At 71.1% G+C, this 21933-nt stretch carries 11 protein-coding genes; 7 read left to right on the top strand and 4 right to left on the bottom strand.

Going from position 1 to position 21933, the window contains the following annotated elements:
• The first annotated feature begins 16 nt into the window (after positions 1 to 16).
• Both QHF89_RS26120 and QHF89_RS26115 read left to right on the top strand, forming a co-directional pair.
• Positions 17 to 2629: a CehA/McbA family metallohydrolase gene (locus tag QHF89_RS26120; RefSeq protein WP_136970148.1), complete on the top strand. Its 2613-nt coding sequence runs from the start codon at positions 17 to 19 to the stop codon at positions 2627 to 2629.
• A 127-nt stretch (positions 2630 to 2756) separates the two neighbouring features.
• Entirely contained in the window at positions 2757 to 5585 is a 2829-nt protein-coding gene (locus QHF89_RS26115) for an ATP-binding protein (protein WP_136970147.1), read from the top strand.
• Between the two features lie 212 nt (positions 5586 to 5797).
• Here the strand turns inward: QHF89_RS26115 and QHF89_RS26110 are convergent, their stop codons facing one another.
• Positions 5798 to 6895, bottom strand: coding sequence for a WD40/YVTN/BNR-like repeat-containing protein (locus QHF89_RS26110; protein WP_136970146.1), 1098 nt, complete (start codon positions 6893 to 6895; stop codon positions 5798 to 5800).
• Positions 6896 to 7034: 139 nt separating this feature from the next.
• On the opposite strand from QHF89_RS26110, the gene QHF89_RS26105 reads away from it, so the two are divergent.
• From QHF89_RS26105 to QHF89_RS26085, 5 genes are all read left to right on the top strand, one after another.
• Positions 7035 to 8657 (top strand): tetratricopeptide repeat protein, encoded by a 1623-nt coding sequence (locus tag QHF89_RS26105; protein WP_136970145.1) that lies wholly within the window; start codon positions 7035 to 7037, stop codon positions 8655 to 8657.
• Between the two features lie 19 nt (positions 8658 to 8676).
• A complete protein-coding gene (locus QHF89_RS26100; protein ID WP_136970144.1) occupies positions 8677 to 8991 on the top strand; it encodes an Mpo1-like protein in 315 nt (104 codons plus the stop codon).
• 138 nt (positions 8992 to 9129) lie between these two features.
• A complete protein-coding gene (locus tag QHF89_RS26095; RefSeq protein ID WP_136970143.1) occupies positions 9130 to 12894 on the top strand; it encodes a hypothetical protein in 3765 nt (1254 codons plus the stop codon).
• A gap of 11 nt (positions 12895 to 12905) precedes the next feature.
• Positions 12906 to 14051 (top strand): UDP-N-acetylmuramate dehydrogenase, encoded by a 1146-nt coding sequence (locus tag QHF89_RS26090; RefSeq protein WP_232379333.1) that lies wholly within the window; start codon positions 12906 to 12908, stop codon positions 14049 to 14051.
• Positions 14052 to 14103: 52 nt separating this feature from the next.
• Complete coding sequence (locus QHF89_RS26085; RefSeq protein WP_136970142.1) at positions 14104 to 17457, top strand: ATP-binding protein; 3354 nt, start codon at positions 14104 to 14106, stop codon at positions 17455 to 17457.
• Here the strand turns inward: QHF89_RS26085 and QHF89_RS26080 are convergent.
• The 3 genes from QHF89_RS26080 to QHF89_RS26070 form a co-directional block, all read right to left on the bottom strand.
• Positions 17447 to 18640, bottom strand: a complete 1194-nt coding sequence (locus QHF89_RS26080; RefSeq protein ID WP_136970141.1) for a DUF4384 domain-containing protein — start codon at positions 18638 to 18640, stop codon at positions 17447 to 17449. The two genes, QHF89_RS26085 and QHF89_RS26080, sit on opposite strands and share 11 nt — an antisense overlap.
• Before the next feature lie 47 nt (positions 18641 to 18687).
• Positions 18688 to 20295: a zinc-ribbon domain-containing protein gene (locus tag QHF89_RS26075; RefSeq protein ID WP_136970140.1), complete on the bottom strand. Its 1608-nt coding sequence runs from the start codon at positions 20293 to 20295 to the stop codon at positions 18688 to 18690.
• Positions 20296 to 20495: 200 nt separating this feature from the next.
• Positions 20496 to 21920: a hypothetical protein gene (locus QHF89_RS26070; RefSeq protein ID WP_136970139.1), complete on the bottom strand. Its 1425-nt coding sequence runs from the start codon at positions 21918 to 21920 to the stop codon at positions 20496 to 20498.
• Between the last annotated feature and the right edge of the window lie 13 nt (positions 21921 to 21933).

Below are 21933 nucleotides of genomic sequence, written 5' to 3'. Positions count from 1 at the left end.
CTCGCGAGGAGGTCTCATGCGTTGTCCTTCGCTTGCCGCGCCTTCCTTTCGTGCCCTTCTCTGCGTCCTCGTTCAGGTGCCGCTCGTCGCCGCGTGCAGCGGCCCCGACGAGGAGCCGCCCGGGGCCACCGACTGCTCGGCCCTGAAGTTCGAGGTCGGCGATCCGAACGGGCACAAGGACCCGTTCGGGGCCAAGGCGGCGGGGCAGGCGCGCGCCGGCAAGGTCACCGACCTCGCGGGCATCGCGCAGCCGGGGCATGGCCGGCAGCGGATCGAGCCGGGGGATTTCGTCCTCGCGAACGACAAGATCGTCGTGTTCATCGAGGACAAGGACTTCTCGGACGGGTATGCGCGCTTCGGCGGCGAGATCCTCTCGATCGACAAGGCGAACGCCGAGGGCAAGCCGACGGGCGTCTCGATGTACACCGAGACGTTGACCGGGATCTCGGTCGAGATGATCGATCCGACGAGCGTCACGGTGCTGAAGGACGGCTCGGACGGCGGCGAGGCCGTCGTGCGGGTCGCGGGCAAGCTCTCGAAGATCCCGTTCATGCAGGGGCCGCTCTCGTATCTGTTCCCGCGGACGTACGAGCTCGAAGCCGTCTACGATTACGTGCTCCGGCCGGGGGAGGAGCGCGTCACGATGCGCATGGGCCTCGTCAATGCGACGAACGAGCCGCTCGACCTCGGCGTGGAGCGCCCCGATCCGGACGAGCTGCTCGGCTTCTTCCATAACAGCAACACGCAGCTCGTGACCTCGGAGTTCGGGTTCGCGGAGCCCAAGGGGCGCGTCGCGTGGGCGGGCTTCGACGGCGGCGATTTCGGATTCGCGTTCCGCATTCCGGACCACGAGCTCGCATATGGCCTGACGGTCAGCGGCTTCTCGCTCTTTTATGGTCCCGGCTTCGTCGTCGACGCTTGCTCGGCGAACTCGGTCGATCGGGCGGACATCATCGCGGGCGGCCCCGATTACGATGGCCTCGGCGAGGCGGTGCGACGCGTGACCGGCGAGGCGCCGTGGCGCGAGATCAAGGGGAAGGTCGAAGACGCGCAGGGCAACGGAATCGCTTCGGCGTGGCTGCACGTGGTGGGCGCGGACGGCGCCTATTTGAGCCGCACGCGGACGGACGCGGAGGGCGCGTTCGTGGTGCACGCGCCGCCGGGCGCGTCCGCGACGCTCGTGCCGCAGAAGCAGGGATACGCGCCGCACATGGGCTTCGGGGTCGGCGCGAACGAGGCGACGGCGACGATCCCGCTCGATCCGAACGGCACGATTCACGTCGTCGCGAAGGACACGGCGACGGGCGCGGGGCTGCCGGTGCGCGTGCAGGTCGTGCCGAAGGACGCGCTCATCGCGACGCCCGAGGCGTTCGGCGTGCCCGACGAGGTGAACGGGCGATTGCACCAGGTCTTCGCGATGGACGGGAATGCGACCGTGTCGGTCCCGCCCGGCGAGCATACGGTGATCGTGTCGCGCGGCTACGAATGGGAGCTGCTCTCGACGGACGTGACGGTCGCGGCGGGCCAGACGCTGGAGGTCCCGGCGAACCTCGCGCATTCGGTGGACTCGACGGGCGTGATGTGCGCCGATTTCCACATTCATTCGCAGTTCTCGGCGGACTCGAGCGACCGGATCGAGCAGAAGCTGCGGAGCGCGATCGCGGACGGGCTCGACATCCCGGTGTCGAGCGAGCACGAGTGGGTCGTCGATTTCCAGCCCTTGGTCCAGGAGATGGGCCTTTCGCCATGGGCGTTCGGGATGGCGTCGGAGGAGCTGACGACGTTCACGTGGGGTCATTTCGGCGTGCTGCCGATGACGCCGGACCTGACGAAGGCGAACAACGGCGCGGTCGACTGGATCGGCAAGGACCCGAAGGACGTCTTCGCGCTCGTGCGCGCGCTCCCGGACAACCCCGTGCTCATCGTGAACCACCCGAGCGGCGGCGGATTCGGCGCCTATTTCAGCGCGGCGGGGCTCGACCGGAAGACGGGCAAGGGGCGGGACGGGTTCTGGAGCGACGATTTCGACGCGATCGAGGTCTTCAACGACTCCGATTTCGAGGCGAACCGGAAGGACTCGATCGCCGATTGGTTCGCGCTCCTGGAGGCGGGGATGACGGTGTGGGCCGTGGGCAGCTCCGACAGCCATTATTTGCGGACGAGCCCGGTGGGGTACCCGCGGACGTGTTTGCCCTTCGGGCACGACGATCCGACGAAGCTGACGAAGCTCCTCGTGCGTGACGCGGTCGGCAGTGGCGCGGCGACGATCAGCGGCGGCCTCTTCATGACGGCGACGGGCCCGAACGGGGAAGCGCCCGGGCAGATGGTGAAGACCGGCGCGGGCGGGATGGCGACGTTCACGCTCACGATCGAGTCGGCGAGCTGGGTGGACGCGAGCACGCTGGAGACGATCGTGAATGGGGCGACGGTGTCGACGGAGCCGCTCGTGCCGGTGGATGGGTGGGCCGGCCCGTCGAAGAAATTCGTCAATCAGGTCACGGTGACGCTGGACCCGTCGCGCCCGAGGAACTGGGTGCTGTTCCACGCGAAGGGCGGCGGAGACCTCGCGCCGTTGCACCCTGGGCGAAGGCCGTTCGCGGCTTCGAATCCGTTTTTCCTGACACCCTGAAGCGGCTGCCTGCGCGGCTCGCTTTTGTCCCCGCCCGACGGGCTCGGGCGGGGGACACGAAACCAAGCGTATCGGGAGCCGTACGTCCCCACCTGGGAACTCGGCACCCTATATTGACGCAGCACCCATGCCATCCAATCGCCAACGCGCCGGCAGGCGGCCTGCCCGGCCGAGGCGCTCGACGCCTGCGGCGGGAACTCGCGCAGGGCCGGAAGCCACGTCACACTTGCGGACTGTGCTTGCCCACGCTCCCATCGTGCTCTTCACGCTCGACGAACGCGGTGTCTTCACGCTCCAGGAGGGGCGCGGGCTCGAAGCGGCGAGGCTCCACCCGCAGGAGGAGATCGGCCAGTCGATTTTCCGCCTGTACCAGGACTACCCGTGGGTCACGGACAGCGCGCGGCGAGCGCTCGCCGGCGAGAGCGTGCGTGTGGTCGGGGAGTTTCAGGGCGTCTGGTACGAGGTGGATTTCATGCCCCTCCGGCTCCCGGAGACCAAGAGCGCGGGCGTGCTCGGCGTCGCCACGGACGTCACCGCGCGGAAGCGCGCGCAAGACGCCCTCGAGCAGCAGCAAGCGGTGCTCAAGTACGTCATCGCGAACGTCCCTCACGCCATTTTCTGGAAAGATCGCGAGGGTCGATTTCTGGGCGGCAACCAGAACTTTTTGAATGATACGGGCACGAAGACCCTGGAGAACCTCGTCGGAAAGACCGATTACGACGTTTGGGGTCGGCGCGAGGACGCCGACGCGTTCGTCAAGGCCGACCGCGAGGTCATGGTGGGCGGCGCGTCCATGCTCGACATCGAAGAGCCCGTCCTCCGCACGGATGGAGCGCGGCGCGTGCTGCTCACGAGCAAGGTCCCGATTCGCGACGAGAGCGGCCAGGTGACCGGGCTGCTCGGCATTTACGCCGACATCACCGAGCGCAAGCAGATGGAGATCGACCTCCAACACGCCAAGGAGGCCGCCGACGACGCCGCCCGCGCGAAGGGGCAATTCCTCACGGTCATGAGCCACGAGCTGCGCACGCCGCTCGCGCTGATCCTCGGCCCGCTCGCCTCGTTGCTCTCCGGGGAGGCGAACGAGCGCGCGCCCCTCTCGCCGGGCGCACGCGCGGATCTCGAGCGCATCCAGCGCAATGCGCGCAGGCTCCATCGCCTCGTCGACGACATCCTCGATTACCAGAAAATCGAGGCCGGCAAGCTCACGGTCGACTGGGAGGCCGTCGACGCCGCGGAGCTCTGCGCCGAGCTCGTCGACGCCGCGCGCCCTTCGGCGGTGCGCGGCGGCATCACGCTCTCGCTTCGGGCCTCGGTCCTCGGGCCCGTCCCGCTCGATCGGCGCAAATTCGAGAGGATCGTGCTGAACCTGCTCGGCAATGCCTTGAAGTTCACCCCGCCGGGCGGGAGCGTCGTGGTCCACCTGCGGAAGGTCGAGGACGCGCTCGAATTCGCGGTCGAGGATACGGGGCCGGGCATTCCGGCGGACAAACAACACCTGCTCTTCCGACAGTTTCAGCAAATCGACGCCTCGGCGACGCGCAAGCACGAAGGGACGGGGATCGGGCTCTCGCTCGTCAAGGAGCTCGCGGAGCTGATGGGCGGCGAGGCCTCCGTGGAGAGCACGCTCGGCGTGGGCTCGCGTTTTTTCGTGCGGCTGCCGTGCGTCGCGGACCGCATGGCCGATCCGCGGCCTGCGCCCGCGCCGGCCTCGGCGCCGCTGTCCGCGCCCCGCGCGGGCCATTTCGAGGCGCGCGCGGCGAGCGCCCGTCGCGTCGAGACGAGCGGGCGTGGCCCGCGCGTGCTCGTGGTCGAGGACAACCCCGACATGGGCTCGTATCTGGTGGATCTCCTCTCCGCCGAATACGACGTCGAGCTCGTGACGAACGGCCGGGCGGCGCTGGGAGCCGTGGAGGCGCGGCGCCCCGAGGTCATCGTATCGGACGTGATGATGCCCGAAATGGACGGCTTCGAGCTCGTCCGCCGGCTCAAGCGAGACCCCGCGTCGCGCGCCATTCCGATCCTCCTCTTGACGGCGCGGGCGGGGTCCGCCGCGGCGGTCGGGGGCCTCGATACCGGCGCGGACGATTATCTGAGCAAGCCGTTCGAGCCGGCCGAGCTCGCGGCGCGCGTGCGCGCAGCGGCGCGTCTGCACCGCGCGCACGTCGAGCTGGCCGAGAAAAACCGCGCGCTCACGGCGACCTTGCAGCGGCTCTCCGAGACGCAGGAGGAGCTCGTGCAGGCCGGGAAGATGGCGGCGGTGGGCACGATGCTCGCGGGCCTCTCGCACGAGATCAACAATCCCCTCGCGGTCGTCCTCATGAACGCCCAGCTCCTGCTCCGGCGGCTCGACGCGGCGAAAGGGGCGGCCCTCGACGAGGTCGGGCTCCGCAAGGCGCTGCACACCATCGAATCCCAATCGACGCGTTGCTCGCGCCTCGTGCACACGTTGCTCGACTACGCGCGTGAACATCCGACCGGTCGCGAGCCGTGTGACGTGCGGGCCGCGCTCGACCGGGTGCTCGCGTTCACGGCGCCCCAGGCACGCGCGCGCGAGGTACGCCTCGACGTCTGGCAGGATCCGGAGGCTCCGCAGGCGGTGCTCGCGAATGCCGCGCAGCTCGATGCGGCTTTGCTCAACGTGGTCGGCAATGCGCTCGACGCCGTCTCCGAGGGGGGCGCCGTCTCCGTCGTGGCGCGGTCGCTCGACAAGGGGGAGGACGCCGCCCCCGCCGTGGAGATCGAAGTGCGCGACACCGGATGTGGGATCCCGGCCGAGAACCTCGACCGCATCTTCGAGCCCTTCTTCACGACCAAGCCGCCGGGGCAGGGGACGGGCCTCGGGCTCACGCTCACGCAAAGGTTCGTGGCGGACCATGGCGGGCGTCTCTGCGTCACGAGCCAGCTCGGCGTGGGGACGACGGTCCGCATGTCGCTGCCGGCGGCGCTGGGATGAACCACGCGGGCCCCTGCGCCGACGAGGGGGTCCTCCCCCCTACGACCTGAACCGATACGCGCATCGGTTCGGGTCCTCCCCCCTACGACCTGAACCGATACGCGCATCGGTTTGGGTCCTCCCCCCTACGACCTGAACCGATACGCGTATCGGTTCGGGTCCTCCCCCCTACGACCTTCCCCCGGTGCGCATCGAGCGCCGCCGCGGGGTCGTCACCGCCGCCGGACCAGGCTCCCCTTCTGCCCGGCTTCGAGTGTACCTTCGCCCACCAGGAACAGCTCCGTCGGGCCCTTGCCCCAGATGCCCTGGAGCGCCGCGGCGCCGTGGGGCCAGTTGAGCTCGTCCTTCCAGGTCTTGCCGCCGTCGGTCGTGTGCTGGAACTGCTGGTTGCGGCCGATCACGTAGAGGTCGCCCTTGCCCACCACGCGGATGCCCAGGAGCTCGTCACCGTCGAAGCTCCCGATCGATTTCCACGTCGCCGCGCGGTTGTTCGATTCGTACACCGTGCCCTTCGCGCTCACGGCGTACAGGTAATCGATGCTCGCGCCGTCGATCTGCCGGAGCGGCGCGTCGAGCGTGTCGACCGGCAGCTTCGCCCAGAGATGCCCGCCGATCTTCGATTGCAGCACGATCGGCGCGCCGTCCTTGCTCGCCTGTCCCACGACGTAAATGTCGTCCGCGCCGCTGCCCCACACGTCGTACAACGTGCCGACGACGCCGCTCGTGTCCTTCGTCCACGTCTTGCCGCCGTCCGTCGTGTTCAGGATGTTCCCGTCGCCGCCCACGACGTACACGTCGTCCCGGCCGCTCCCCCACACCGCCATGAAAAAGGTGCCCGTGATCGGGATCTTCTGCGGCGTCCACGTGATGCCGCCGTCCGTCGAGTGCATGATCGCATTGCCGCCGACGACGTAGATGTCGTCCGGGCCGCTGCCCCACACGCAACGCAGCCACGCGTCCTTCGGCGAGGCCTGCCGCGTCCAGTTGATCCCGGCGTCCTCGCTGCGCAGGATCGTCCCGCCGCCGCCGACGGCGATCACGAGCTTGTCGAGGCCCCAGATGCCGCTGAGCGTATCGACGTAGTTGCCGCGCTGCCCCACCCACGCCGAGGCCGCGGCGTCGGGGAGGGTGAGCGTCAGGGGGCCGAGCGCGGGACCCTCGTCCTCGGGCTCGGTGACCTCGGTTTTCGTATTCGTGACGGGTTTCGTCTTGGTCTGCGTTTGCTGACCGCCACACGCAGAGGCGAGGAGGACGACCGCAAGCCCCGCGCACGGGACGGAATGAAGGAATCGAGTGACTCGGCGCGCCATGAGGTGCGCGTAGGGTAGGCCAAGGTGGGCGAGGGCGTAAAGGTTCGCGTGCGCAGGAGGCCCACACGGCCGCGATGGTGATAAGGTTTCGTGGGAGCCGGGAGGCCGCTCGATGAGGCGGCTACGCGGTCACGAACCGATGGCAGGCTGGGGACAGGGAGAACCACCGGGGCCGAAAGCACCGGCGGTCCGCGGCGAAATAGCGTGGGAGTACCTACGCGAGCGCGTCGACAACGTGATCGGGTTCTGGGTCGGCTTCGCGTTCTCACCGGTGCCGGCCGAGCTGCGCATCTTGCGCGGGCGGGTCGAGCGGCACATGACCGGCGCGAATCACGTGATGGTGACGCTCGTGCCGAGCACGCCGGAGGAGCTGCTCGGTTTGCCGACGCGGCTGCTCGAAGATCGTAGCTTCGCGAATGCTTCGCTCGTCTGGATCGAGGCGCTGCACGCCGAGGCGCCCGGCGCGCCCGAGACGCCGTGGACACGCGCCTGGGAGCAGACGGTGATCGAGATCGAGGCGCTCTTCGAGGAGCTGCGCGGCGTGCTGCTCGGAGGCATCGTGCTCGCCGCGCCGCCGGGCGTGGTCGATCCCATGTCGAAGGCCGCGCCGGATCTCTGGCAGGTGAAGGCGATGTCCTTCCTGATCACGCCGCCCAACGCGGGCGCGGTGCGGCCGAGCACGCCGCTGCCGGTGCGTGGCGGATCACGGCCCTCGACGAGCTCGATGCGCGTGGCGACCGCGGATCCGGACGACCTCGTGGCGATCTCGCAAGACCCGGAGCGGCTCAAGGTCTGGCAAGCCGAGAACTCGGCGCGCACGTCGTCGCCGCCGATGCCCGCGGCGTCGTTCGCGCCCGCGACGCTCAACGCGCGGCCGACGCCGCCGCCGCCTCCGCCGCGGGCCGAGGTGGTCCGCGCGCACGCGCTCGTCGACGCCGCCGAAGGGTTCTTGCGGCAAGGCCGGCTGCAGGACGCGAAGGACGCGGCCGACGAGGCGGCGACGCTGCTGCGCGTGCGAGGCGACGCGCTCGACGAGGCGCGGGTCTTCGCGGTGCTCGCGGAGATCGCGACGGAGAACGAAGACCTGTCGCGCGCGGCGGTGCACGTGCAGAAGGCGCTCGCGATGTACGGCGCGCGGATGCCCGGGCAGGTGCCGCCGGCCTGGTATTGCCTGGCGGCGCGGATCGCGCGGGAGCGGCGCGAGCATGTGGCGGCGACGCGCTTCGAGGAGCTCGCGCTCGGGGCGATCCGCGCGATGCGGCAAGGCGACGAGGGGCCGGACGCTTTGTTCGAGTTCTCGGACGCGCTCGAACGGATCGGTGATGCGCGGCTCGCCGCGAACAAGCCGGCGGACGCGGCGGTGGCGTTCTCGGAGTGTCTGCTCCTGCGGCGCCGGGTCCTCGCGGTGATCGGGGAGGGGTCGGAGGCGCTCGGCGAGGTGTCGTATTCGCTGAAGCGGCTGGCCGACGCGTGTGTGCACGCGAGCGACGTGGTCGGCGCGGTCGCGGCGTATCGCGAGGCGGTGGCGATCGATCGGAAGCTCTACGCGGCGAGCGAGAGAAACGCGGAGGTGCGTTACCAGCTCGCCGACTCGCTCTGGCGGCTCGGGGACGCGCTCGCGACGAGCGGCGAGGGGTCCGAGGGCGAGGCGGTGAGCGAGGAGGCGACGCGCCTGCTCGCCGGAGCGGAGCCGCCTTCGGGTCCGCCGTCGCGGATCTTCGGCCCGGCATCACGTCGGGGGCCGCGTCCGGGGCGCGCGTGATAGTCTCTGCGCCCCGACCATGATTTCCCTGAACGCCGAGTGGACCCGCCTTCTCCACAAGTACCAGGACGATCACCAGGATCCGCGCAACCAGGCTTGCCACAAGGTGGGCATCCCCCTCATCGCGCTGAGCTTTCCGGTGGGCGCGACCCTCGTCGGCCTGCCGCTCGCGGGGGCGATGTTCACCGTGGGCTGGGGTTTCCAGTTCGTGGGGCACGCATTCGAAGGGAAAAAGCCTTCGTTCGTGGACGACAAGCGGAGCCTGGTCATCGGGCTGCTCTGGTGCATGGAGAAGTACGGCGTGCGCGTGTACGAAGAATCGCCCGCGGCATGACGACCTCGCCGCGCGTGCCAAGCGCGCGTGAATGAGGCAGCATGGAGCCCGCCGATGCGCCATTTAACGCTTGGGGGCTCCGCTCGGGCGAGTCGAGCTACGCCCCCAAACCCCCAGCAGTATCCCCGTCTTGGGCTCGTGTCCGCGGCGCTCCTCTTCGCCGCTTGTACCAACCCGACGCCCGTCGCGCCGCAGCCGCCGCCGTCCGCCAAGCTCGCGGAGTCGTTTGTCACGGCGCTCGACGCCGAGGCGGCCGATCCACTCGCGTCGGCGAAGTACCTCGACGCGATCGATCGGGCCGTCGCGAACGGGCGTGATCCCGAGGCGCTCGCCACGGTCGTCGCGTCGCTCGACGCGCTCGCGTTCCGGGAGGTCGAGGCGCTCGGGTTGCCCGGAGAACAGGCCGTCGCGTATCGCTCGCGCGAGGTGATGCCCGCCGTCGTGGAGCGGCTGCGCGCGGCGTGGACGGCGGCGGGCGAGCGGCTCGCGCAGGGCGACGATCCGGGCGTGCTGCCGGTGATGCGCGGGATGCTGGCGACGGCGCTGCACGAGCTCGCGATGTACGTGGGGCAAGAGCAGGCGGCGATGGTGTGGGGCGAGCGGCGGGGATGCGCGCGGGAAGCCGCCCTCGTCGCGCCGCTCGATTTCGCCGCGCTGCGAGGCCTCGCGGAGCCCTCGCAGGTCGTGCCGACGGGCGCGTTTGGCGCGACGTACCCGGGCGCGCGGCCGTTCTTCGCCGAGGTGACGCCGCTCGTGGTGCGCGCAGACGCGTGCGCGCTCGACGTGAACGCGACGTTCTCGCTCCCCGGCGTGCGCGCGGTCGTGGTCGACATCGAGAACCCGCGCGAGCAGACGGTGTTCGTGTCGCTCGCGTCGAGGTCGGCGGCGGTCGTCGACGTGGCGGGGGCGCGCGTGATCCGTCGTGGCTTCGAGGCCGGCGATGGAGCCGTGACGCGGCTCGGGCGTGTCTCGCTGCCGGCGGGGCGCGCGCGTGTGGTCGTGCGGGTCGGGCAGATGAGCGACGGCGATCAGATCGAGCTCGACGTGTGGGGCGACGACGGCCTGCCCTTGCCGCTGCGCGCGCCCAAGGCGGGCGACGTGGCCACGGTGAACAAGGCCTCGGGCGCGACGCCGATCGAGATCACGGCGTCGAGGTCCGGGGAGGCGACGCTCGCGCTCACGACGGCCGCGCTGCTCGGGCTCGGGGAGGCGCGTGTGGCCGAGCATCTCCTGGAAGAGCGAGGGTTGCCGGAGACGAGCAGCCCGCGCGCGTTCTTGCTGGCCGCGCGCGCGACGGCGAAGGCCGACGATCTGCCGGACTCGAAGCAGATCGAGCGGCTGCGCGCATATACGGACAAGACGCTCGTGGCCTGGCCGAAGGCCTGGGAGGCGCTCGTGACGCGCGCGGCGCTGACGGAGCGCAGGCGCGTGGTCGAGGGGCTCGCGGACGCGCTCGGTGAGCTTGGCGTGCGTCCGCCGGCGTCGGGGCAGGCCGCGGACAAACCCGCGGCGGAGAAGGCCGTGACGGACCCGATGACGCTCACGTACGTGGCGGCCGCGGCGAAGCGGGGGCAGATGCTCGACGTCGCGGAGGAGGCGTACCGCGCGCTGGAGACGGCCGTGCCGGCATCGCCGCTGCTCGCGCGGGTCGACACGTACCTGCACGGGCGGGTCGGCGCGGACGCGGTGAAGGCGGCGTGCGCGGGAGGGACGAGCCGCGCGGATCTCGCGTGCATGTACGCGCATCAGCAGCGCGGAGACACGCGCGCGGCGCTGGAGGAGCTCGGCCGCGTGCGGCGCCTGCGCTCGGCGCCGGATGCGTTCCGCGATTCGGAGGTCGGGCTCCATGTGCTCGCAGGAGACCTCGACGCGGCGATCGCGGCGTACGACGCGACGCCGCCGGCGCGGAGGCGTTTGCTCGACGCGCTCGGCTTCGCGGCCGGCCGGAACCGGTCGGACCTCGTGCGTCCGCGCCTTGAACGGGATCAACGCGTGGCGGCCGACGCGCCGTATGCGATCCCGATCCTGCGTCGGATCCTCGCGCTCGAACCCGATCAAGCGCGCGACCTGGAGGCCGAAGGGGCGCGCCTCGTGTCGGCGGATCGCGCGGCGAACGTGATGCCCGGCGCGGGCACGGCGGTGCTCCGGCACCTCGAGCGGTACGCCGTGGATGCGGGCGGCGTGCTCCGGTACCTCGTCTACGATCTGCGGCGCGTGTCGGGCACGACGGACGTCGCGGAGGGCGCGGTCTCGTACGGGCCCTCGATCGAGGCGAACGCCGCGCAGCGCTTGCTCCGGCGCCGCATCCACAAGCGCGACGGCCGCGTGGTCGAGCCCGATCAGGTCGCGATGGCCGCGCAGAGCCACAGCGATCTCTCGGAGCTGGAGAAGGGCGACTACGTCGAGCAGATCCTCGAAGGGTTCGTGGTGCCGGACGCGGGCGGGCAGATCGTGGTGGACGGGCCCGACCTCCTGCCGGCCCGCACCGGCGTGCGCGAGGCGGAGATCGAGCTGCGCCGCCCCGCCTCGCTCACGCTCGGCCTCTGGTCGCACCCGCTGCTCGGCAAGCCGCAGGTTCGCACCGACAAGGGCGACGAGGTCCGGGTCTGGCGCATCGAGAACAAGGAGCCGCGCCGCATCGAGGACGGCGTGCCACGGCTCGAACAGGCCGTGACGATCAGCTTCGGCACGCAGACGTGGGCGAACCTCGGGCGTTTGCTCGACGATCACGTCCGCGCGCTCGAAGACAAGGATCCGTACGTCGCGCGGTTCGCGCGCGAGGCCGCGGGCAGCGTCACGGCGCCCTCGCGCGCGCTCGTCGAGCGCGTGGTCACGGCCGTGGGCAAGCGCGTGAAGGTGCCCGGCGGCGGCGAGTTGTCGGACGTGTCGGCGATGTACGGCACGGGGCCGCAGCAGACGACGGCACGTACGGTGCTGGAGCTCGGCCAGGGCAGCCGCGCGCTCGTCGTGTGGCGCGCGCTGCGCGAGCTCGGCGTGGACGCGCGCCTCGCGATTGCCGAGACCGAGCCGTTCAGCGGCGCGGCTGATTTCCCGCCGCACGTGGGTCGCTTCCGGTATCCGCTCGTCGTCGCGCGTTTGCCCGAGGGCGAGTTGTGGATCGACGCGGACGTGGACGGTCCGCCCTTGCCTCCGGGCCGCGTGAGCCCGGAGCTGCGGGGGAGGAACGCGATCCTGCCCGACGGCAGCCTCGTGACGGTGCAGGGCGACGCGAGCGAGAAGGGCGACGAGGTGGAGATCCGGCTCGCGCTCGACGCGTCGGGCGTCGCGCGCGGCACGTTCTCGATCGCGCTGCGCGGGCGCGAGGCGCAGTCGCTCGCGGACTCGCTCGACATGGTCGTCGGCACGGATCGGCGCGAGATGCTGCGCAACGTGGTGCTCACGTGGGTGCCCTGGGCCGACGTCGAGGACGTGGAGCTCGGATCGAGCGAGGGCTCGTGGGAGGTCTCGGTGCGCGCGAAGATCGCGATCTTCGGCTACTCGCAGCCCGAGACCCGCGACGGCAAGACGTGGCTCTTGCCGGGCCTCGAGCCGATGCACCTCGCGCGTGGCTTCTCCAGCACGCTCGCCTCGTTCTACGCGTCGCGCGCGGGCCGCGAGAGCGCGCTGACCATCGACAGGCCGCTCCAGTACCGCGTCCGCCGTCGCATCGAGCTGCCCAAGGGCGCGACGGTCGCGCGCGCGCCGTCGTCGGTGAAGGTCGCGCACGAGGGGTTCTCGGCGTCCCGCGAAGGCTCGTACAAGGAGGGCGTGATCGAGGAGGCGTTCGTGCTCGATCTGCCGACGGGCACGGTGTCGGCGGACGAGTACGACAGCTTCGTCGACCGCGTGCGCGCCGTGGACGACGGCTTCATGGCCGGCACGCGCGTGAAGGTGTCGCCCTGAGCCTGCGTACCATGCGTCCCCAGCCGCCCGAGCCTCCGCGCGCGCCGGAGGGCATGCTCTTGGATGTGCCGCTCGCGCCGCGGACCACGCTCGGCGTCGGCGGACCGGCTGCGCGGTACATCGAGGCGCGCACCGAGGAGGCCGTGCACGAGACGCTCGCGTGGGCGCGCAGCCAGCGCCTCGACGTCACCGTGCTCGGCGGCGGCTCGAACGTGCTCGTCGCGGATCGCGGCGTCGACGGCCTCGTGCTCCGGGTCGCGGTCTCCGGCGTGAACCACGCGATGGAGGGCGATCGGGTCACGCTGACCGCGGGCGCGGGCGAGTCGTGGGATGCGCTCGTGGCGATGACCGTGGAGCAAGGCTGGGCCGGGCTCGAGTGCCTCTCGGGCATCCCGGGCGACGTGGGCGCGGCGCCGATCCAGAACATCGGCGCGTACGGGCAAGAGGCGGGCGACGTGATCACGTTCGTCTACGGGATCGATCGGCGCAGCGGCGCGACCGTGGGCATCGATCGGCTCGGCTGCCGCTTCGGCTACCGCGACAGCGTCTTCAAGCGCCGGGCGAGCGGCAGGTTCGTGATCGTCGGCGTGACGTTCTCCCTTCAGCGCGGCGGCTCGGCGGCCGTGCGGTACGCGGAGCTCGATCGGCACCTGCGCGATACGGGCGCTCCGCCTTCGCCTTCGCTCGCCGAGGTGCGCAAGGCCGTGCTGGAGCTGCGGCGCCGCAAGTCGATGCTCGTCGAGGCGGGGGACGAGAACGCGCGCAGCGCAGGCTCGTTTTTCGTGAACCCGACGCTCGACGAGGCCGCCTTCGCCGAGGCCCGCGCGCGCATCGAGGCCGCGAACGTGCTCGAACCCGGCGAGAACCTCCCGCAGTTCGTGGCGGGCCCGGGTCGCGTGAAGCTTCCGGCCGCGTGGCTCATCGAGCGCGCGGGGTTCAAGAAGGGAGCGGGCGACGGTCCGGTGGGTCTGTCCACGCGCCACGCGCTCGCGATCGTCAACCGCGGCGGCGCGACGGCCGAGGACATCCTCCGCTTCGCGCGTCGCATCCGCGACGGGGTGCTCGCGCGCTTCGGCGTGCGGCTCGTGCCCGAGCCCGTGATGCTCGGCTTCCGGCCGGAAGAGGTCGAGGACCTCGTGGGGCATCCAACGACCTGATTTTGCGGCGTGTTGTGCCGCCGCGAAGGCGGCTACGCGCTACGCTCTCGCCGTGGTCGAACCTCTGGACGAAGGCAAGGCTCCGCAAGAGGCGCGCGACGAACTCCCCGAAGGCGAGGAGAGCGCGGAGCCACGTACCTTCCGCAGCATCCGGCCGCCGAAGCCGCTCGACGAGGACCTGCTCGACGAGCTCGGGGCGCGCCTCGCGACGATGCCCGAGCCCGTCGCCACGCTCGCCGTCGGCGTGGAGATCGCGCGGGCCGAGGGGGACGCGACCGGCGTGCGCAAGCGCCTCTTCGAGCTCGGGATCGGCATCGTTCGGTACGGCTTTTCGCTCGGCATCGCCGCGCTCGTGGCGAAGCTCGGCGGCGCGGCGGCGCCGAGGCCCTTGGCGGAGGCGCTCGCGCGCGCGGCGCGGATCTCGGACGGGATGTGGTGCGAGCTCACGCGCACGGTCGGCAACGCGCTGAAGGCCTACGACCCGGCGCTCGCGCAGATGCTCGCGTTCACGTCGCAGCGCCCGCTGACCGAGCTCATTTCGGCGCGGAACGATTTCATCCATCGCGGCGGCTCCGGCGACAACGCGCTGGAGAAGCTGATGGCGCTGCTCGAAAATACCGAGGCGCTCTTGTCGCTCTCGCTTCGGTGCGTGGTGTCGCTCGATCCGCCGACGTACGAGGCGCGCATGGGCACGCCGCTGCGGGGCGGGGTCTGGCGCAAGACGAAGGGCGCGTTGCCCGCGGGCGTCGAGGCCGGCGTCGCGTACGTGGTGCGCGAGGACGGGACGTGGATGCCCGTGTCGCCGTACCTGCCGCTCGTCGACAAACGGCTCCTTTTCGCGGACGGTCCGCACGCGCCGGGCAAACCGTGGCGCTGCACGGATCCGGAGATCGGCGAGCATCGTGAGCACCCGCCGGTCGACCGCGCGATCCGCAAGCTCGTGGGCGAGGACAAGAACGCGCCGCAGGAGCTGACGGACCGGCCCCGCCTGGTTGGTCGGGACGCGGCGGTGAAGTCGCTCGAGCGCGCCGCGGAGGAGGCCGCGTCGGGCAGCGTGCGCATGGCGCTCGTGACGGGATCGTTCGGCGTGGGTCGGACGCGGGTCGCGGACGAGATCGTCGAGGCGGCCGCGGCGTACGGGTTTGGGCGCGTGATCGACGCGCGATGTTCGGTCGAGCGAAGGACGCCGCTCCGCGCGCTGCGCACCGCGATCGAGGGCGTGAAGGGGCTCGGGCGCATGCGCGACGCGATCGAGCGCGCGCTCTCGGTCGAGGCCGCGATGACGCGCGCCGCGCTGGAGGCGTCGATCGAGGCGATCGAGGAGGCGCTCGTGGAGGCGAGCCTCGAAGAGCCGACGGTGCTCGACATGGACGACGCGCAGTGGGCGGACGAGCACACGCAGGGGCTTTTGCGCATGCTGACGGATCGAGCGATCCGCAAGGGACGCGGGCGGCTCTTCGTGATCGTGACCGTGCGCGACGAGCCAAACCCGAGCGTCGCGCTGCGGCGCTTCGTGGGTCGCGTCGAGCAAGGCATCGGCGCGGGCGCGACGCGCGTCATGCTCGACGCGCTCTCTGCGAAGGACGCCTCGGCGCTCGTGCAGAACGTCGCGCCGATCGCGAAGGACATCGAGCGTGCCGTGGTCGAGGGCGCGGGCGGCGTGCCGTTTTTCCTCGTGCAGCCGCTCCTCGTATGGAACGAGACGGGCGCGCTCGTCTGGCGTGACGCAGCGTGGCGACCGCGCGACGAGTCGATCCTGCGCGCCTCGGTGCCGGGCGTGCGGGACCTTCTGCGCGCGCGGCTCGACTCGTTTTTCGATCCGGGATCGGACGGCGAGCGGGCGGCGCAGCACGTGCTCGCGTGCGTCGCGCTCTACGGCTCGGGTTTGCCGGTGGAGCAGCTCGTCGCGGCGGTGGAGGCCGCGGGGACGTCCGCGCGGAGCGTGGAGCAGGCGCTCGAGCTGCTCGTGGAGTCGGGGCTGCTCATCGTGCGCGGCGAGCGGCAGGAGCACGGGTTCGCCCAGGAGATCGTGCGGCAAGCGGCGCTCGAAGACGTGCGGCAGAAGCCGTGGTTTCGGCGTGTCCACCGGAGCTTGCTCGAAGCCGTGGGGCGGAGCGAGGTCGCCGAGGAGAACGCGGCGTTCCTCGCGGCGGGCCACGAGTCGCTCGGCGATCGCGAGGAGGCCGCGCGCTGGTACGGCAGGGCCGTGGCGAAGGCGCTTGCGGGCGGGGAGTTCGAGCGGGCGATGGAGCTCGCGGAGAAGCTCGCGCAGGTGACCAAGGGCGCCGAGCGTGTGCGCGCCGAGCTGCGCGTGGTCGACGCGTTGTTTCGCGCGGGTCGTGCGGCAGAGGCGAAAGATCGGCTGGAGCGGATCCACCTCGACGGCGCCGTGGACATGGGCGTGCGCCTGGAGGCGCGCACGCTCACCCTCGCGATTGCAGCGATTCTCCGGCATTTGCCAGCGGATCACGACCTGACGCTCGTCGCCGACGCGGATGCCCATGGGAACATGGCTCTGCGTGTCGAGACGCGGCTCGCCGTCGCGAGGCTTTCCCGGGGGCACCGCGGGCTTTCGCTCGCCGAGGAGGCGATCGTGCTCGCGGCGGCAAGCCCCCTCGAGCTTCGGTACCGCGCGTTCGGGATGAGACTCGAACTCCTGGCGGAGGTCGATCCGAGCGACGTGGCGAGGCTGCAACGCGCGACGGAGGTCGTGCGGACCGCGGCGCGAGAGCTCGGGTCTCCGTGGGCCGAGCTCGATGCGGACAACGCATTCGCGTGTGCTCGATCGAACGCGGGGGACTTCGCCACGGCGCTGCCCCTCTTCGAGAGCATCTCGGAGCGCGCGAAGCGGTTCAAGTTTGGCACGCTCGAACGCGAGGTCCTGGTGAACACGGCGACCACGTACCTGCGCTCGGGCAACCCTGCGCGAGCCGCCGCTGCCGCGGCGCTCGCAGCGGACGCGGCGCGAACTGCGGGGAACGCGGACCTGCTCATGGGGGCGCAATCGGTCCGCGCGGACGCCCTCACGCAAGTCGGGGAGCTGGGGGCCGCCAAGGCTGCTGCCGACGAGGCCATCGAGATCGCGATGAGCGGTGGGCAAGATTATTACGCCACCGTCAGCTTGCTGCGTCGCGCCGAGATCCGGTCTCGCCTCGGCGATCCGCGTGCCGAGGAGGATGCGGAGCACGCACGAAAGCGCGCCGCGAGTGTCGGCGACATCGACCTCGTCACGCGCGCGGAGGTCTGGTCGGCGCTGCATCATGCGCGGAGCGGCGGAGAGGGATCGAGCGCGACGCTCGCGGAGGTCGTGCGCTCCGTCGACGCGCGGCAAGCTCCGCTGCGCGCCCCGACGAAGCGGCTCGTCGACGAGGCGCGGCGGCTCGTGACGGCTTCGTCTACTCGATGATGACGACGCCGCGTGTCCGCGCGCGCTCGATGATGACGACGCCCCGCGTCTTCGGCGCCGGCAGCTTCGCGAACTTGTCCGCCGCGTCCTTGTACGCCGCGCCCTCGCCCGTGTGCTGGAACGAGAACACCTTCAGGATGAGCCCATCACCCGGCTCCGTGCGCGCGACGAACGACGCGGGCTTGAACCCCGGCTTGCTCCCCGACGCACCGCCGAGGTCGAGCTCGAGCCCACGGATGCGCGGGCACCGCTCGATCCCCACGTCGCGGCACTTCGCGTCCTTTTTCGCCGCTGCGTCCGCGACCGGCAGACGCTTCATCCCGTCGAGGAGCTTGTCGTCCTTGATGCGCGTGACCTTGCCGTCCCGCACGCGCGCGAGCGCCTCGTCGAGGCTCCGGAGCGGCGTGCGCGACGCCGCGACGTAAATGTCCTCGAAGCCGAGATCCTTGTCGTTCAAACGAAACCGCGCGTCCCCGCTCGGGATGCGTGACTCCTGGCTCCCTTCGAGCGGGTTTTTCGTGCCGATCCGCTCGTCCGGGAAGAGCACCGTGAGGCCGCTGCTCGCGTTGTTCTGGAAGATGTAGACGTACGCCCGCGGCTTGACGTCGACCTTGAAGAACACGCGCGCGTTCGTCGGCAGCGGCTCGTCCGGTTTGACCGTGCGTGTCCCGCCGCCCGCGCTCTCCGGCAGCTCCGCCTCCATCGACAACGTGAGCGTCAGCTCTTCCTTGCGCTCCGCCTCCGGCACCGTGTGCTGGTAGAGCGTGTCGAGCGCGGCTTGCCGCTCCTCGTCCGAGGACGCCTGTTTCACCGCGGCGACCATCGAGCTGACGGGGCTCAGGAGCCCGAGCAGCGCCTTCTTCTCCGTGTCGTACGTCTTCTTGTCGATCGCGCACGCGTTGTAGTCCCGGCAGAGCCGCGTGTGCGCCGCGACGTACTTCTCGGTCTCCGCCGAGATGCGGCGGATCGCCACGTCCTCGAACGTCGCCGTGTCCGAGGCGAGGTTCAGGACGCCGATGTCGCCCGCGGCGAGATCACTCGAGCAATCGATGGAGCGACGCTCTTCCTCGCCGCAAGCGACGCTGCCTGGGCTCTTCACCACGCACGACGCGCTGAGGAGGGCGATGCCGGCCACGGCGAGCGCACCGAGGCCGAGATGCACGAAGCTTCGGCGTTGGGACATGGCTGCCGAGGGTACGGGGAAGGGCCCGCGTTTGCGAGCCCAGCCCGTCAATTGATCGTGAAGGACTTGGTGACGCTGACGGGCGCGCCGTCGAAGGGCGGGACGCGCGCGCCGCGGAAGACGCCGGCCACGCAGCCGCCGACCGAGGTGCCCGCGAAGGGCGGTCCTTGCACCTGCGCCGAGGTCACGTTGCCGCTCGGCGCGAACGTCACCTTCACCTTGCCCGTGCCCGTCGGGCCGTCCGCCGTCTTGCAGCTCTTCGCCGCGCCGGCCGCCGAGCCGAGCGCCGAAGAGGCCGCGCCGCGGTTGAACTCCTTGCCACCCTCCGCAGGCGGGGGCTCCGCCGTGGGCGCAGCCGTCGTCGTGGGCGCCGCCGTCGTCGCCGTGGGCGCCGCCGTGTTCGTCGGCCTCGGGCCCGTTCCGCCGCCCGAGCCCACGACCGGACCACCGCCGGCCTTCGCCGTATCCGTCGTCGCGGGCGTCGCACTGCTCGCGGTCGGGAGCGCCGCCGCGATCGTGTCCGTGGGCGTCGGGGTGGGCGTCGTGGGCGCGGCGGACGCCGTGGGCGTCGCCGACGTCGTCGTGTTCTCCGTCGTCGTCGTGTTCTGCGGCTGCCCGCGCAGCAGGAAGAACGCGGCCGCGCCTGCGACCACGATGCCGAGCGCGATGCCGACGACGAGGCCCGCCGAGCTCTTCTTCTGCTCGGGCACCTGCACCATCACGACCTGCGGGATCTGCGTGCCGGTCAGCGGGAGCTGCGTGCCGGTCAGCGGGATCTGCGTGCCCGTCATCGGGATCTGCGTGCCCGTCATCATGCCCGGCATCGCGGCCATCATCGGCTGCGGAGGCGGCTCCACGACGGGCGCCATGAGCGGAGGCGGCGCGAGCATCGGACCGCCGAGGCCGCCGCCGCCGAGGTTCATGATGTCGTCGAGCCCGCCGCGGCCGTCTTTTTTCTTCGGCTCGTCCTTCGTCGCGGCCTTCTCGGCCGCGGTGAGCGCCGAGAGCGAGAAGAGCACCGAGTTCTCGTTGCGCTCGCCGACCTGGTTGCCCTTCGGCCCCGCAGGCGGCACCGAGGCGCGCGCGGGCTCCGGCTCGCCCTTCTGCGATCCGAAGAGATCTTGACGACCGCCCGTCTTGCGCGCCGCCGTTTGGTTGCGCGCGGCTGCGGGCGCGGCGCCCGCGCCCTCGGGCATCATCAGCGTCGCGTTCATGTCGTCTGCGGGCGGCGCTGCGGCGGCTGCGGATGCGCCGCTGCTGCGACCCACGGCCGACATGAGCTCCGCGACCTGCGACACCGGCAGCCAGTCCGACATGCCGTCTTTCCAGACGTACGTGTCGTTCGTGACCGTGCCTGTCGCGTACGCGGCTGCGATCGCGGCGGTCGACATCGTGCGTTGGTCGTCGTCGCCGACGTTGACCGTCCAGTCGCCGCCGCCTGCTGCGGCTGCGCTCGGATCACCTGAGAAGACGCGGGTCGCGCCGTCGTCTTCTTCTTCGTAGCCACCCTGGCCGTGTGCATCGGGCGCGGCTTCGTTCGCGTTGACGACGATGGCCGAGCCGCACTTCTTGCACTTGATCTTGACGGTCTTACCGACGACTTTTTCGTCGGCGATCGTGTACTTCGCCTGGCACGACTGACACGTAATCTTCATGGGGAAAGCTGCCCTTCCGGGTCTCGCGCACGTGCACGAACGATCGTCTTGCTCTCTCGCCGAGGACCTGCGGTCCGGTCGTTACCGGCTTCTCCGTACGCCGTCACAAAGCATAACGGTTTCGCACGAGCGCGATCAAGCAACCTACAGGTGCTCGTTCGACGTGCGAGCAAGCCACCCGGATCTACCCGGCCCAGGCGTCAGCGGTTCAGGGGTACGAGCGTCGTGCCGTCTGCCCCACAGAACTGCGCCTCGGCGCCGTAGCGCTCCCCGCACGTCGGGCAGACCTTCCCCGCCGGACCCCCCGCGCGGGTAGGGGAAGATCGTGCCGGGGCTTGGGCCTTCGGGGCCTCCACGAAGGCTTCCGCGTTCGCCTCGTCCTCCGCGTCGGCCTCGGCTTCCGCTTCTGCCTGCGCTTCCTCGTTCCGCTCGGCGTCCGTCTCCGCGTCCGTCTCCGCGTCCGTCTCCGCCGGCCTCCGCCCGCGCCGCATCAGCACGAGCCCCGCGAAGCCGAGCGCGAAGGCGAGGCCGATCACGATCGCCACAAACGTCTGCTTGCGCTCCCGGCCCACGTCGTCCGCGACGCCCTTGCGCCCGCCGACCGCGCCCGTGGCGATCACGACCACCGCGCCCTGCTCCCCCTGCGGATCGAGCGTGCCTGCCGAGAGGAGCGCGTCGTACTTCGTCGGGCTCGTGATCTCCACGGCGACCGGCACGCCCTTGCCGGACACCGTCGCCACGAGCTCGACGCGCCCCTCCTCGGCGCCCTCCGCCACCGTGACCGTCCCGGTCCCGTCGACGGTCACCTTCGCCGCGAGGGGACCGGGCGTCACCGTCCACGTCGGCTTGACCCAGACAGCACAGCCTTCGCTGTCCGTGACCACGGTTCGGAAGGAAAAACGATCCCCCGGCCGGAGCGTCTTTTTCGCCGGAACCACCTCCAGCCGCGCCGGATCTCCCGCCACCTTGCACCCGTTCAGTGGGGCTTTGGGCGCGGGCGCCGCGGCGCTCGCGGCGGCGCTCGGGGGCGGGCTCGCGGAGGGGCTCGGAGGCGCGGCGCTCGCGGAGGCGCTCGCGGAGGCGCTCGGCGCGGCTTCTTCGCCGTCGCGCTTCACGAGCCCGAACGATCGCGACCGGCTCGCCGTCGCCGTGCAGGTCACGCCCTCGGCCGTGACCTTGTGCTCCGACGTCTCCTGCATCGCGATCGACGTGTCCGTCGCCGACACCGTCGTCGTGACCGTGATGCGCTCCTTCTCGTTCGAGAGGCTGCACCGCGTCCGCCAGAACCGCCCGCCGCCCGACTGCGAGTGACTCACGCGCCCGAGCCCCGGCGCCTGCTCCCAGCACTCGGCCGTGCTCCACGCGCGCCCTGCGCCCACGATCGACAGCTCGCCGCCCTGCTCGCGGATCTGCACCGACCCGCCGCCCCCGCCTTGACCCCGCGGCTTTGGCCCGCATGCGTCCACCCAGCCATCGAACGACCAGCTCTCCGATACGGAGCTTGCCGACCACGAGCCGCTCAGCGTCGGTTTACCCTGGGCGCTCGCGTTCGCGGAGCAGGCCGTCGTCGTGGCGAGCGCGAGGGCCACGAGCGAGCGACGTGCGAAGGAACGTGTGCAGCGCACGGTCGTGCACCCT

It is taken from the genome of Polyangium sorediatum (assembly GCF_029946465.1).
GTDB classification, from domain to species: Bacteria; Myxococcota_A; Polyangia; order Polyangiales; family Polyangiaceae; genus Polyangium; species Polyangium fumosum.
This window is presented reverse-complemented; position numbering and strand designations above follow the sequence as displayed.

Coding starts and splice junctions, on each gene's coding strand:
- QHF89_RS26120 (WP_136970148.1), top strand. CDS start 17: ATGCGTTGTCCTTCGCTTGCCGCGCCTTCCTTTCGTGCCCTTCTCTGC.
- QHF89_RS26115 (WP_136970147.1), top strand. CDS start 2,757: ATGCCATCCAATCGCCAACGCGCCGGCAGGCGGCCTGCCCGGCCGAGG.
- QHF89_RS26110 (WP_136970146.1), bottom strand. CDS start 6,895: ATGGCGCGCCGAGTCACTCGATTCCTTCATTCCGTCCCGTGCGCGGGG.
- QHF89_RS26105 (WP_136970145.1), top strand. CDS start 7,035: ATGGCAGGCTGGGGACAGGGAGAACCACCGGGGCCGAAAGCACCGGCG.
- QHF89_RS26100 (WP_136970144.1), top strand. CDS start 8,677: ATGATTTCCCTGAACGCCGAGTGGACCCGCCTTCTCCACAAGTACCAG.
- QHF89_RS26090 (WP_232379333.1), top strand. CDS start 12,906: ATGCGTCCCCAGCCGCCCGAGCCTCCGCGCGCGCCGGAGGGCATGCTC.
- QHF89_RS26080 (WP_136970141.1), bottom strand. CDS start 18,640: ATGTCCCAACGCCGAAGCTTCGTGCATCTCGGCCTCGGTGCGCTCGCC.
- QHF89_RS26075 (WP_136970140.1), bottom strand. CDS start 20,295: ATGAAGATTACGTGTCAGTCGTGCCAGGCGAAGTACACGATCGCCGAC.